General features: G+C 61.8%; 14 protein-coding genes. 6 read left to right on the top strand and 8 right to left on the bottom strand.

The features are described 5' to 3' along the window. Position 1: 1 nt before the first annotated feature. Together AC1DON_RS13330 and AC1DON_RS13325 are read right to left on the bottom strand one after the other, a co-directional pair. The gene (locus AC1DON_RS13330; protein ID WP_476935287.1) at positions 2 to 997 is read right to left on the bottom strand and encodes a FecCD family ABC transporter permease; all 996 of its coding nucleotides are present in this window, start codon (positions 995 to 997) and stop codon (positions 2 to 4) included. Between the two features lie 4 nt (positions 998 to 1,001). Then, positions 1,002 to 1,832 (bottom strand): ABC transporter substrate-binding protein, encoded by an 831-nt coding sequence (locus AC1DON_RS13325; protein WP_476935286.1) that lies wholly within the window; start codon positions 1,830 to 1,832, stop codon positions 1,002 to 1,004. A gap of 154 nt (positions 1,833 to 1,986) precedes the next feature. On the opposite strand from AC1DON_RS13325, the gene AC1DON_RS13320 reads away from it, so the two are divergent. The 4 genes from AC1DON_RS13320 (at position 1,987) to AC1DON_RS13305 (ending at position 4,939) form a co-directional block, all read left to right on the top strand. Further along, a complete protein-coding gene (locus AC1DON_RS13320) occupies positions 1,987 to 2,904 on the top strand; it encodes a class I SAM-dependent methyltransferase (protein ID WP_476935285.1) in 918 nt (305 codons plus the stop codon). Next, positions 2,901 to 3,692, top strand: a complete 792-nt coding sequence (locus AC1DON_RS13315) for a TrmH family RNA methyltransferase (RefSeq protein WP_476935284.1) — start codon at positions 2,901 to 2,903, stop codon at positions 3,690 to 3,692. Before AC1DON_RS13320 ends, AC1DON_RS13315 begins: the two co-directional genes overlap by 4 nt. Continuing rightward, complete coding sequence (locus AC1DON_RS13310) at positions 3,689 to 4,675, top strand: bile acid:sodium symporter family protein (RefSeq protein WP_476935283.1); 987 nt, start codon at positions 3,689 to 3,691, stop codon at positions 4,673 to 4,675. The genes AC1DON_RS13315 and AC1DON_RS13310 overlap by 4 nt, the downstream gene beginning before the upstream one ends. Positions 4,676 to 4,765: 90 nt before the next feature. After that, on the top strand, positions 4,766 to 4,939 hold the full coding sequence (locus tag AC1DON_RS13305; protein WP_476935282.1) for a hypothetical protein: 174 nt from the start codon (positions 4,766 to 4,768) through the stop codon (positions 4,937 to 4,939). A 324-nt stretch (positions 4,940 to 5,263) separates the two neighbouring features. On the opposite strand, the gene AC1DON_RS13300 is transcribed toward AC1DON_RS13305, so the two are convergent. From AC1DON_RS13300 to AC1DON_RS13290, 3 genes are all read right to left on the bottom strand, one after another. Next, the gene (locus AC1DON_RS13300) at positions 5,264 to 5,926 is read right to left on the bottom strand and encodes a glutathione S-transferase family protein (protein ID WP_476935281.1); all 663 of its coding nucleotides are present in this window, start codon (positions 5,924 to 5,926) and stop codon (positions 5,264 to 5,266) included. A 69-nt stretch (positions 5,927 to 5,995) separates the two neighbouring features. Beyond that, on the bottom strand, positions 5,996 to 8,458 hold the full coding sequence (hrpB, locus tag AC1DON_RS13295) for an ATP-dependent helicase HrpB (protein WP_476935280.1): 2,463 nt from the start codon (positions 8,456 to 8,458) through the stop codon (positions 5,996 to 5,998). Positions 8,459 to 8,537: 79 nt separating this feature from the next. After that, a complete protein-coding gene (locus tag AC1DON_RS13290) occupies positions 8,538 to 10,112 on the bottom strand; it encodes an amino acid permease (protein WP_476935279.1) in 1,575 nt (524 codons plus the stop codon). 283 nt (positions 10,113 to 10,395) lie between these two features. Here AC1DON_RS13290 and AC1DON_RS13285 point away from each other — a divergent pair, with 283 nt between their 5' ends. Then, complete coding sequence (locus tag AC1DON_RS13285) at positions 10,396 to 11,088, top strand: MBL fold metallo-hydrolase (protein ID WP_476935278.1); 693 nt, start codon at positions 10,396 to 10,398, stop codon at positions 11,086 to 11,088. Positions 11,089 to 11,154: 66 nt separating this feature from the next. On the opposite strand, the gene AC1DON_RS13280 is transcribed toward AC1DON_RS13285, so the two are convergent. Beyond that, positions 11,155 to 11,460: an SCP2 sterol-binding domain-containing protein gene (locus tag AC1DON_RS13280; protein WP_476935277.1), complete on the bottom strand. Its 306-nt coding sequence runs from the start codon at positions 11,458 to 11,460 to the stop codon at positions 11,155 to 11,157. A 103-nt stretch (positions 11,461 to 11,563) separates the two neighbouring features. Between AC1DON_RS13280 and AC1DON_RS13275 the strand changes: the two genes are divergently transcribed. Further along, entirely contained in the window at positions 11,564 to 12,748 is a 1,185-nt protein-coding gene (locus tag AC1DON_RS13275; protein ID WP_476935276.1) for a BaiN/RdsA family NAD(P)/FAD-dependent oxidoreductase, read from the top strand. Here the strand turns inward: AC1DON_RS13275 and AC1DON_RS13270 are convergent, their stop codons facing one another. Together AC1DON_RS13270 and AC1DON_RS13265 are read right to left on the bottom strand one after the other, a co-directional pair. After that, positions 12,749 to 12,934, bottom strand: a complete 186-nt coding sequence (locus AC1DON_RS13270) for a hypothetical protein (RefSeq protein WP_476935275.1) — start codon at positions 12,932 to 12,934, stop codon at positions 12,749 to 12,751. It lies immediately after the preceding gene. Beyond that, positions 12,931 to 13,140 carry a helix-turn-helix transcriptional regulator gene (locus tag AC1DON_RS13265; RefSeq protein WP_476935274.1) on the bottom strand — a complete coding sequence of 70 codons (210 nt, stop codon included), beginning with the start codon at positions 13,138 to 13,140 and terminating at the stop codon, positions 12,931 to 12,933. Before AC1DON_RS13265 ends, AC1DON_RS13270 begins: the two co-directional genes overlap by 4 nt. Between the last annotated feature and the right edge of the window lies 1 nt (position 13,141).

The raw sequence follows: 13,141 nt of genomic DNA, 5'->3' as shown, positions 1-13,141 counted from the left end.
CTTAATCCTGCATCCAGCTGCGTGCGCTTTTCCAGGCAATGACGGCAAACAGAGGCGCACCGACCAGCGAGGTCAGCACCCCCAACCGAATATCGCCCGAAGCTGGCACCAGCCGCACCAGTCCGTCTGCGATCAGCACCATGACGCCGCCGGTCAGGGCCGACGGCCAGATCAGGCGGAACGGATCCTTGACACCCATGGCGCGGACGAAATGCGGCGCCGCCAGGCCGACGAAGCCGATGACGCCCGATACCGCCACCGCCAGGCCCGACAAGATGCCGGCAGCGAGGATGATCACCTGCCCCAGCCGCGCCATGTTGATGCCCATCGAGCGCGCCGTCTCGTCGCCCAGCGTCAGGAAACGCAGGCCTCGCCCCAGCTTCCAGCTCAACAGGCTCGCCAGCCCCAGGCCGATGATACACAGGCCAGCATCCCCCCAGGTGCGGTTCTCGACCGAGCCCATGGTCCAGCCGAGGATCTCCGCCGTGGTCACAGGCGATGGCGACAGGTTGAAGACCAACGCCATCAGCGCGCCGCACAAGGCGGTCAGGCCGACGCCCAACAGGATCAGGGATTGGCGCTGCGGAAAACGCGCCGTGAACAGCAGCAGCAGGACGGCGATAATCACCGCACCCACAAGCGCAAAGCCTTCGACCGCAAACGGCGTTAGGCCCAAACCCAGCACGATGGCCAGCGACGCGCCAAGGCCCGCGCCGGACGACACGCCGAGGATGCCGGGCTCCGCCAACGGGTTGCGCAACAGGCCCTGCATCAGGGCGCCGCTCATCCCCAGCATGGCGCCGACCAGAAAGGCGGTGATATTGCGCGGCAGGCGGATGTCCCAGACGATCTGCCCTGGCAGAGACTCCGGCCGCGTCATGGCGTCGATCCATAGCCGCAGCGGCATGGGCACGTCGCCGAACAGCAGCAGGAGCGCGATCAGCGCCACGGCTGTGGCCGCCAGGGACAGGCTGAGGGTGCGTGCCGACAGATGCATATCTCTACCTTATCGTCGTCATGGATAGCGCCTGCAGATCATAGGCGGCGTGCCAGGCGCTACAGGCGATAGCTGTGGCTGGCACAGTGAAATGCGGCGTCTGTTCGATAGCCTTGCGGACCAGGGGATGCCGCCCGGGCACGCGGCGCATGGCGTAGGCATCGTCATAGAAACCAAGCGCGAACACGTCGGGCTTGAGGCTCAGCAAAACCTCGGGCGACAGGAAGTAGAAGCCCTTGGTCTGGCTTTCCATCCGGAAGGAAAGCCGCGTGAGGAAGTCACCGGTGAAGGTGTCCGGCCCGGCCGTATAGCCGCCCGGCGTATAGTAGAGCGCCGTCCGGCCAAGGCCGATCGGTCGGACAGCGTCCATGGCGGCGTGGAAGCGTTGTGCCTCGGCCTGCCCAGCCTGGGGTTGGCCCAGTTCCACACCGATGCGCAGAAGCTCACCTTCCGCCTGATCCAAATTCTGCAAGTCATTTATCGTTATGACCTTTATGCCGTTTTTGGCGAGACGGTCGAGCAGCTTGCGGTCACCACCCCAGGTCCGCACCACGACATCGGGCGCCAGGGCCAGGACGGCTTCGCTCTTGGCGGGTACACGGCGCAGCCCTTTGGCGCGGTCGCGATAGAAGGATTCCGGCAGTTGTGCACGCATCGATACGCCGGCGATCTGGTCGCGCGGCACCAACCCCAGCACGTACTGGTCGGCGCACATGTCAAGCGACACGACGCGCGGCACGGCCACAGCCTGTGACGTGCAAAACGTCGCCAGCACAGCCACCCAGCCCATATATCGCGAGGCCTTTAACGCCACCGGATCCGATTCCCCTGTCAATCCCATCCCGGAAAGAGACAGGAGAAAGCTTCCATTTCCATTAAACCGGACGCGCTTTCGCCCCGTCTACACTTTGACAGATGTAACAAGCAAGTCGCGTGCCCGATGGCGATAAAGACTTTACGACGGCGCGGCGGGCGACTATTCCCAAGCCATGATTATCACCGACACCGCCACCACCTTGCGCACCCGCGCCTGGGCAGACTACGCGCTCATCGATTCCGGCGACGGCAAGAAGCTGGAACGCTACGGCGACTATCTGGTCGTGCGCCCAGAGCCACAATGCTGGTGGGCGCCGAAATACCCCGAGTTGTGGGACCGCGTCGATGCGACCTTCGACCCCGCCGGCGACGAAGACGAAGGCCGATGGGCCTTTAACCGCAAGCCCGCTGAACAGTGGGCGCTGTCGTGGCGCGACGTCCGCTTCTATGGCCGCTTCACCAGTTTCCGCCACCTCGCTTTCTTCCCGGAGCAGGCCGCCAATTGGGAATGGCAATCGGCCGCACTGAAGGCCCGTCCCGGCGCACGGGTTTTGAACCTCTTCGGTTATACCGGCGTCGCCAGCCTGGCAGCGGCCGCAGCAGGCGCAAAAGTCACCCACGTCGACGCCTCGAAAAAGGCCATCGGCTGGGCGCGCGACAATGCGCTCCTGTCGGGAATGGCTGACGCGCCCGTACGCTGGATCTGCGAGGACGCCCGAAAATACGTCCAGCGCGAAGTCAAGCGCGGCTCGAAATACGAAGCCATCATCCTAGACCCGCCGAAGTACGGGCGCGGGCCCACAGGCGAAGTCTGGCGCCTGTTCGAAGACCTGCCGGAGATGATCCATCTCTGCGCGCAGTTGCTGTCGGACGACGCGGCCTTCCTGCTGCTCAACGCCTATGCCGCGCGCGTCTCGGGCCCGGCCCTGGCGCATCTTCTGGCCGAAGCAGTCGGTCCTTCACGCGGCGGTACGGTCGATCACGGCGAGCTGACCCTGATCGAGGACGCGAAACCGCCCAAGGGCATCAAGCCGTCGGCCATCCAGCCGCGCGAAATCGGCCTGTCCTTCTTTGCGCGGTGGCAGCGATGATCAAACAGATCACCTCGCTGACCAACCAGACGGTCAAGGACATCCGCGCCCTGCATATGCGCAAGGAACGCGAAGCCACCGGCCACTTCCTGTCCGAAGGTCTGAAGATCATCATCGATGCTTTGGATCAAGGCATCACGCCGCTGATCCTGGTCTACGGCAACCACTCCGATCCGCATCCCCTACAAAAGCGGGCCATCGAGGAGACGCTGAAGGCCGGCGGCGAAGTCCTCGAGGTCACCCGCGAAATTCTCGAAAAGATTTCGCGCAAGGATAACCCGCAGATGGTCGTCGCCGTCTTCGCCCAGCGTGTCGCGACACTTTCCGATATCGATCCCGACAGCAATGACGTCTGGGTGGCGCTTGAGCAGGTGCGCGACCCCGGCAATCTGGGAACGATCATCCGCACGGCCGACGCAGCCGGCATTGGCGGCGTCATCCTGATCGGCGACTGCGTCGATCCTTTCTCGGTCGAAACCGTGCGCGCCACCATGGGCTCGGTCTTTGCCCTGCCGATCGTCAAATGTACGCGCGAAGAATTCCTGGCCGATCGCGGCCGCTGGACGGGCTCCGTCGTCGGCACGCTTTTGACCGCCAAATACGATCACCGCAGCGCCCCCTATCAACGGCCGACCCTGATCGTCATGGGCACGGAACAGTCGGGCCTGACGCCCGACATCGCCGCCACCTGCGACACCAATGTCAAGATTCCGATGCGCGGCCGCGCCGACAGCCTGAACCTGTCGGTCGCTACCGGCATCATGATCTACGCGGCGTGCGGCCTGTGAACCTAGGGCGTTTCAAGCCCGACCTCTTCCTGACCGGCATGGGTCTGGCCATCCTACTGGCCTGGCTTTTCCCTGGTCCGGGCGCCGAAGGTGGCGCGCTCCATCCGGAAATCCTAACCAAGGCGGCGATCGCGGTCGTCTTCTTTCTCAACGGCGCCCTGCTGTCGTTTGCCGCGCTCAAGGGCGGCGTTATGCGCTGGCGCCTCCACCTGATCATCCAGTCGACGACCTTCCTGCTCTTCCCGCTGATCGGTGGCCTGTTCCTGCTGCTGGCCGGGCGCTGGATCAGCCCGGATCTCAGGATAGGGCTATTTTACCTGTGCGCCCTGCCCTCGACCATTTCGTCGTCGGTCGCCATGACGGCGGCGGCGCGCGGCAACGTGCCAGTCGCCATCTTCAATGCAGCCATCTCAAGCCCAATCGGCATCTTCATCACGCCGCTATGGATGAGCCTGATGCTTCAGACATCGGGACAAAGCTTAGATATCGTTGGTGTTTTCTTTGACCTCACCCTGTGGATAATCGTGCCTCTGATCGCCGGACAACTGGCACGCCCACTGATCGGTACATGGTTGACCGCTAACAAGACGTGGGCGCAGGTCGCCGATCGCGGCTCGATCCTGCTTCTGGTCTACACATCCTTCTGCGACTCCTTCGCCAAGAACGTTTGGGGCAGCACGTCCTCGTCCATCCTGTCCCTGACGGTCGCAGCGACGCTGGGCCTGTTCTTCCTGGTGCTGTTCACGCTGTGGAAACTGTGCGATCGCGGCAATGTCGATCCCGCCGCGCGCTCCGCCGTCGTCTTCTGCGGCACCAAGAAGGGGCTGGCGGCCGGCATCCCGATGGCGCACCTCTTGTTTGCCGGTCACCCCGGCCTGGGCCTGATCCTGCTCCCCATCATGATCTATCACCCGCTGCAGCTTTTGATCTGTACACCGCTGGCCAGCCGATGGGCAAAGGAAACGGACGCCGTAACCCCTTAAATTAAAAAGAATTAAGGTCGCCCGGGTTCATTTTGCATTCATAGTGGCGGCCATAGGCTGAAACCGTTCACGCTATCCAAAGGGGCAAACATGATTTCGAAACTGGCCAGACTGGCTATCGCCGCAGCGCTTATGACGTCGCTCTCGGGCTGCGTCGTCGTCCTTGACGGCAAGGACGGTAGCTTCCATCATCACAAATCAGACGACGATCATCAGCATCACGATGAGAAGCCCGCTGAAGAAGTCGAAAAGACGGCAACCTGAAAAGCCGCCGAAAATACACGCACATAACCAAAAGAGAGTTCCTGAAATGAAATCCCTCGTACTCAAGATCGTTGTCCTGGGCCTTGTGGCCGCTAGCCTGTCAGGCTGTATCATCCTTGGCTGACGCCAGAAGGACGCCTGCTACCAAACTGGTTAGGCGAAACGCCCCCAATCAACATTGCCTGCTTACCTCAAGCTGGCCAAACTTCACCTTGAAATAATAGGATAGCGCACATGAAACGTCTGCTTACCACTATCGCCCTCGGCTTGCTCGCTTCGACCATGTCGGCCTGCGTGCTGGTCTAAGGTCTTGCCGTACTCGCCTTATGCGTAGGCGTAAGGCCCGCCGCGTTCCAGCGCTCGTCCGTACGCCGGACGGGCGTGAATGCGATCCAGCCAGGCTCGGACGTGCGGTCTGTCTCCGGCGCCGGCGCGCGCAGCTGCCGCCTCGACCGGAAAGCTCATCATGATGTCGGCGGCGGTGAATTCATCTCCCGCAAACCACTCATGATCGGTGAGCGTCTTTTCCCAAAAATCAATATTGGCATTCAGGTTCGGCCGCACCATCAGATCCTCTATCTTCTCGGCGATCCGCGACGCAATCGGCCGCGCCAGAAGCGGCGTCTTGGTACGGATGCGATCGACCACCAGCTTCAGCAGCAGGGGCTGCATGGCTGAGCCTTCGGCATAGAACATCCAGTAGGTGAAGGCATTGCGCGCGCGTGTCTTCGGCTGCGGTATCAAACCTGTACCGTCGTAGGTATGCAGGATGTAGTCCATGATTGCGCCAGTTTCGGCGACGACTTCGCCGTCGTCCGTGACAATGACCGGCGCCTTGCCCAGCGGATGGATTTTCTTCAGCTCGGTCGGCGCCAGATAGTTGGCGTCGCGCTTGTAGTGCTTGACGTCATAGGTCACGCGCAGCTCTTCGAGCAGCCACAGAACACGCTGTGAGCGTGAGTTTTCCAGGTGATGAACGGTAAGCACGGCGCCTCCAGGTGAGTCTCTGCAAATTATACGCTCAAAGACAAATATGGATGCAATTATGTTCGGCGCTTAGGTACCACGGGGCTTCGCGCGCGTGGTTGGATCGGCTTCGCGCGGGTTCTCGGGCCAGACGTGACGCGGATAACGGCCCTTCATCTCGCTGCGCACCTCCGACCACGAGCCATCCCAAAAGGCTGGCAGATCCTTGGTGATCTGGATCGGCCGGTGTGCGGGCGACGTTAGGGACAAGGTCACCGGGATACGGTTGGGGCCAAGCGTCGGGTGGATGGTGGTGCCGTAAAGCTCCTGGACGCGGACATCGACGCGCGGCCCACCTTCTGCGCCGTAATCGATGCGAATGTTCGATCCCGTGGGCATGCGCAGCGTCTCCGGCGCCAGCTTGTCCAAGGCCTTTTGCTGATCGTAGGTCAGGATATTCAGCAAGGCCTGATAGGTGTAATGCGCGCTCAAGGACAACATCGACTTGCCAGCAGCATAGGGTCCAAGCCAGCTCTCAAGCGTTGACAAAAGTGCGTCGTCGCCCATGTCGGGCCAGGTATCGTCCTGGCGGCGGAGAAAGGCGACGCGTTCGCGCAAGCCCTCCGATCCTTCCGAAAATTTCAGTGCTTTCAGACCCTTTTGCTTGATTTCTTCGGCTTCCGCATGAAGGAGAAGCTCGGCCGGAATCTGCGCCATGGGCTTCGACGACAAGACTATGGCGCCGAGCCGCACCTGCTCGAACGCCCGGAAGCGGCCATTGCTCTTTTCCAGCACCGGGCCTTTGCTTACGCGATCATTGAACAGTGTCAGGACCTCGGCCTCGGTCAGGGCCGCGCCCAGCAGGATACGGTCGCGGTTAGAGCCACCGCCGAGATCCCCGACCGCCAGGAATTCGGCCTTGGTGAGGGGATCGTGTTCATCGACATAGGCGCCACGGCCGTTCGCCATCAGAAACTCGCCCGGTTTGCCGCGTGCCCGCGCGATGCGTTCCGGGAAGCATTCGGCCAGCAGATGGTGCGACAGGGTCTTTCCGCCAGCCCTGGTTGACGATTTGACGAGCGCCGACGCTTGCCGAGTCCAGTTGTCGGCCAGATTGCGGGCCTGCGTGACCTTGGGCGTCCGGTCGCGCCCCAAGGCCTCAAGGCGCAGGTCGAGATCGGTCGCCTTACCGCCGACGCCGTTTTCCGACAGCAGTACCGCCAGTTGCGCCCCTTGTGCCGCCGCACCGGCCTCGGCGGCCTTCAGCAGCATGTGCGCCAACCGCGGCGCCATCGGCAACTGCGCCATCAGCCGGCCGTGCGCCGTCAGGTCGCCATTGGCATCCAGAGCGCCCAGCGCCTGGAGAAGCTTTACAGCTTCGTCCATAGCGGCCTTGGGCGGGTGATCGAGCAAGGCCAGGCCTTCGGTCGATTTGGCCCCCCACAGCCGCAAGGACAGGGCCAGTTGCGACAGGTCAGTCTCGAGAATTTCCGGCCGGGCGAATGGAATCAATGATCGATCCTGTTCGGCGTCCCACAGCCTATATGCGTCGCCTTTCTGCGTCCGGCCGGCGCGACCACGCCTCTGGTCGGCGGAAGCGCGCGACGACCGTTCGGTAACAAAGGCGGTGACGCCTCGCGCTGGGTCGAAGCGCCCCAGCCGCGACAGGCCGCAGTCGACGACCATGGCCACCTTGTCGAGCGTCAGCGAGGTTTCGGCAATGGCGGTGGCCAGCACGATCTTGGGACGGCCCGGCGTATTCTTCGCCAGCACACGCGCCTGATCGCGGAAATCCATGGCGCCGTAGAGCTTGTGCAATTCAATGTGTGCCGGCAGGCCCCGTTCCTCGGCACGTTGGGCGACGCGGTGAATCTCGCCCTGTCCCGGCAGAAAAACCAGCAGGGTTTCAGCGGCTTCCGGCGACAACTTGCCGGACAACCTCACGATATGCCGCGCCATGTCCGTTTCCATGGGCAGGGCCTGGTCACGACCGAGATAATGGGTGGTGATCGGGAAGGTCCGGCCCAGCGACGTAAAGCCTTTAGCGTCCGGCAACAGGCCCAGCACGCGCTCGCCGTCGAGTGTCGCCGACATGACCAGCAGCCGCAGATCTTCGCGCAGGACGCCTTGCGCATCGCGGGCAAAGGCCAGGCCCAGATCGGCATCGAGGCTGCGTTCGTGGAACTCATCGAAGATTACGCAGCCGATGCCGTCAAGCGACGGATCATCGAGGATCAATCTTGAAAATATGCCTTCGGTGACGACTTCGATGCGAGTCTTGCCGCTGACCTTCGTCTCGCCGCGCACCCGGAAGCCGACCGTCTGGCCGACCGCTTCGCCCAGGGTTTCGGCCATGCGCGCCGCCGCGGCGCGTGCCGCCAGCCTGCGGGGCTCGAGCAGGATGATTTTCTGGCCAGCCAGCCATGGCTCGTCCAGCAGTGCCAGGGGCACACCCGTGGTCTTGCCTGCGCCGGGTGGGGCGATGATCAGGGCGGTGGCATTGTTTGCCAGCCACGCCTTGAGAGGCGCGAATATCTCTTCGACGGGAAGCATGACTGCTCCGTAACAGACGAAAGGCAAAAGAAAAAGGCGCCCGGTAGCCCGGACGCCCTTATTCTCAATGGCTGCCGTCTCAGGTCGTGCCTGGTGGCGGTGGGATATCCTTGTCGTCTTCGTGGACCTCAATCAGGCCCCGGCCGACATGGCTGTGGCTGCGGCTGTAGCCAAAGTAGATGACCAGGCCGACGGCGCCCCAGATCGGCAGGACCAGCTTGGCGACCAGCGGCAGGTTGAAATAGAGACCAAGGCAGCCCAGGGCGGCCAGCGGCGCAATGATCCACACCAGCGGCGTCTTGAACGGACGGTGGCGCTTCGGGTCCTTAACGCGCAGGACCATGATGGCGATAGCGACCATGAAGAAGGCGAACAGTGTGCCGGAGTTGGACACATCCGCCAGTTGGCCGACCGGGAAGAAGGCGCCAGCAACGGCAACACAGATGCCGGTGAAGATGGTCATCTTCCAAGGCGTTTTCCACTTGGGGTGAACGTCGGCCAGTTTTTCAGGCAGCAGACCATCGCGGGCCATAACGAAGAAGATACGCGTCTGGCCATAGATCATCATCAGGATGACCGACGGCAGGGCGATCGAGGCGGCAGTGCCGACCAGCTTGCTGATCAGGTCGAACTTCATGACGCGCAGGACTTCGGCAAGGGCTTCCTTCGAACAGACAATCGGCGCGGTGCCGGCGTCGGCCAGTGCCTTACAATGCAGCGTAAAGGCTGCGCTGTCCGGCGACAGGACATTGCCGGCAGCGTCGCTGATCGGCTGGGCACCGACCGTGCCGACCACGCCGGCTGCGACCAACAGGTAGAAGATGGTGCAGATGCCGAGCGAAGCGATCAGGCCGATCGGGACGTTCCGTTGCGGGTTCTTGGTTTCTTCGGCGGCGGTCGACACGGCGTCGAAGCCGACATAGGCGAAGAAGATCGATGCAGCCGCGCCGATAACCCCCAGGCCATCGTGACCGAAAAGGCCGTTCGGCATCAGAGGCGTGAAGTTTTCGCCCTTGATGAGCGGCAGGCTGATGACGATGAAGGCCGTCAGCGCAACGATCTTCACGACGACCAGCCCGGCATTGACCGTGGCGCTTTCTGTCGTGCCCATGACCAACAGCCAGGTGACGGCGCCAGCAACGATGATGGCCGGCAGGTTGACGAAACCGTGGCTGAAATCGACGGTGGGCATAAAGCCGTTCATGCCCCATACCGGCCCGTTCGCCAATAGCTCAGGCAGTACGAAGCCTGTATACTCCCGTATCTGCCCCATGACATAGCCCGACCAGCCCACGCAGACGGCGGAGGCGGCGACGGCGTATTCCAGGACCAGCGCCCAGCCGACCATCCAGGCCAGCAGTTCGCCCATGACGGCGTAGGTATAGGTGTAGGCCGAGCCCGATACCGGCACCATCGAGGCCAGTTCGGAGTAACACAGGGCGGCGACGGCGCAGACAAAACCGGCGACGATGAAGGAGAACATCATGCCCGGTCCGGCCTTTTGCGCGGCCGCGGCGGTCAGGACGAAGATACCGGTACCGATGATGGCACCAATGCCCAGCATGGTCAGTTGGAAGGCACCCAGAGAGCGGTGCAGCGATTTTTTCTCGGCCGTGGCCAGGATCGCGTCAAGTGACTTTACGCGCCAGTTCATCAATCACCCTTGGAAATATGCTACCTGAACGCCCCCGGGCGCCGGTTTGATAAACGAGACTATAACGCTAAAGTTGGTTTCGCAACAATTTTACGAAACATGAAAAGATACGGGCAAAATATTCTAATTTATGGAATTTTCCAGAAATCGACGGCGCGCATTTGCAGCAATATGGATAAAAACGATCCCTTCGCAATGGCGAAATGGCCAGGGTCGTACCATTTAAATTGATTTGGCTGAGCGACCCGGCCATACAGGTGCCATTCGCTTTCTGGTGATTTCCATGACCGCTTCCCCCTCTCCCGTCGGCGTCCTTATCGCGCCGGTGACACCGCTTCAGCAGAATTGCACGGTCGTGTGGTGCACCAAGACCAACAAGGCCGCGATCATCGATCCGGGTGGCGATATCGAGCCGATCGTCGAGGAACTGAAACGGCGCGGGCTGACCCTGGAAAAGATCTGGGTGACGCACGGCCACGCCGACCACGCTGGCGGGACGCAAGCGTTACGCGAACTGACGGGGTGTCCTGTCGAAGGTCCGCATCGCGACGATGAATTCTGGATCGAGCGCATCCCCGAAGACGCCAAACGCTGGGGCATCTATGACGCGCAAAGCTTCGTTCCCGACCGCTGGCTCGAAGACGGTGACACGGTGACCTTGGGCGAGACGACCTGGAACGTCATCCACTGCCCGGGGCACACACCAGGGCACGTCGTCTTCCATCACCCGGAAAGCCAGTTCGCCCAGGTCGGTGACGTGTTGTTCGCCGGCTCGATCGGCCGCACCGACTTTCCACGCGGCAACCATGCCGACCTGATCAACGCCATCACGCAGAAGCTGTGGCCGCTGGGCGACGTGCGCTTCGTGCCGGGGCACGGCCCGATGTCGAGCTTCAATGAAGAGCGACGCGGCAACCCCTATGTCGGCGACCGCGTCGTTGGTTCATCGCAACCCAACAAATCAGGTCCCGGTTGATTAGCCTGAGGCCCTTCATCGCGTGACGTCACGATTCCGGGTCCAGGGTCCTTCGGACCCTGGTGGTTAGCCTTTGAGGAGCGGCGCCAGGCGCTGGGCGATGCCCATATCGCCCTGGATCTTCATCTTGCCGGTCATGAAGGCCATCATCGGATCGAGCGCGCCCGAAGCGATGCTCTTGAAATCGTCGATATTGATCTGGATGGTCGCGTCGGCGTCGCCATCTTCGTTGGTGACGGTGTTCGGGATAGCAGCGCCATTGATCAGTATCTTGCCGTCGCCGCCGAAGTCGAGCTTCACGATCTTGCCCAGGCCGGATTCCGTACCCAGCTTTTCGACGATTTTCGCGGTGATGGTTTCCAGATCGGACATGGCCCTGCGACTCCTTATGGTTTAGAGGTGGCGACCTTAAGCCAAATCTGGCGCGCCGCAAGATAGCCGTAAGGTAAGCTGCGGCAATTATTTGTGAGGGCGTTTGCGCAGTTTCGACGTTATAGTATTGGGTGCCGGTGCGGCGGGGTTGATGTGCGCCATCGAAGCCGCGCGACGCGGCCGCAAGGTCGTGGTGCTCGACCATGCTGCAAAGCCCGCCGAGAAAATCCGCATCTCCGGCGGCGGCAAGTGCAATTTCACGCACCTGAAGACGACGGCGAAGAATTTCATCTCGCAAAACCCGCACTTCTGTATTTCGGCGCTCAAGCGCTTTACGCCGTGGGACTTCGTCGGGCGGGTAATCGAACGCGGCATTCCCTATTACGAAAAGACCGAAGGGCAGTTGTTCTGCGAGGACTCAGCGCTCGACATTATCGACATGCTGCTCGACGATCTGAAATCGGCCAAAGGCCAGTTGTGGCTGAAGACCGAGATACGGCACGTCGAATCGCGCGACAACGGCTTTATCGTCGAGACGTCCGGCGGCCCCCTCGCCTGCGAAAAACTCGTCGTTGCGACGGGCGGCCTGTCCATCCCCAAGATGGGCGCGACCGGTTTTGCCTACGAACTGGCACGGCAGTTCGGTCACACGATCGTCGAGACACGGCCTGCGCTCGTGCCGTTCACGCTTGGCCCCGACAAGCTGGATGACCTGAACGGGCTTGCGGGCGTCGCGCTCGACGCCAAGATGACCGCGGGCAAGACGCAATTTACCGACGGCTTTCTGGTCACTCACCGCGGCCTGTCCGGTCCGGCGGCTTTGCAGATTTCCAGCTACTGGCGTACGGGCGAGCCGCTCGAAATCGACCTGCTGCCCCGCGTCAGGGTGATGGACTGGCTTTTGGAACGCAAGCAGTCGCGCGGCAAGCAGCAACTGGGTAATGCCTTGGCCGAGCTTTTGCCAAGGCGGTTAAGCGATCGGCTGTTGGAACTCAACAACTTGCGCGGCGAAAGCAATGTTGGCGACTTGCCAAACGCAAGCCTCGACCTGCTGTCCAAAGCCATAAACAAATGGACACTTGTGCCGATGGGTACCGAAGGCTACCGCACGGCCGAAGTGACGGCCGGCGGCATCGACACCGACGGCCTGTCGTCGCAGACCATGGAAAGCCGCCTGCATCCGGGCCTCTATTTCATCGGCGAGTGCGTCGACGTCACCGGCTGGCTTGGCGGCTACAATTTCCAATGGGCATGGTCGTCAGGCTGGGCCGCCGGGCAAGCAGTCTGATTATCTTATGCTGAGCGCGGCGGCGATCATGACAATCGTCGCCGGCACAGAACCCCAGATCGCGACATTCATCATCAGCGACTGCGCGCGCTTTTTGGCTTCGGCCTTGGCGGCTTCGCGCTTAGGGTTGGCGTAGGGATTGGCGTAGATCTTACGCTTCCACGGATTGCCGTACGGGGATTTCATAATGCCTCCAGATAGAAGAGGTCCTCGACGCGCGCGCCCAGCACCTGCGCCAATCTGAGCGCCAGCGTCGTCGACGGCACGAAAACCTCGTTTTCGATGGTGTTGATTGTCTTGCGCGATACCTGAGCCATGACGGCCAGATCAGCCTGGGTCAGGTTGTGCGCGGTGCGGTAATCTTTAATGCGGTTTCTGAGCCTGTCCGCCACG

The organism is Asticcacaulis sp. P4_H10 (assembly GCF_056400965.1).
Note: the sequence above shows the minus strand (reverse complement) of the source record. Positions and strands in the feature narration are given on the sequence as shown.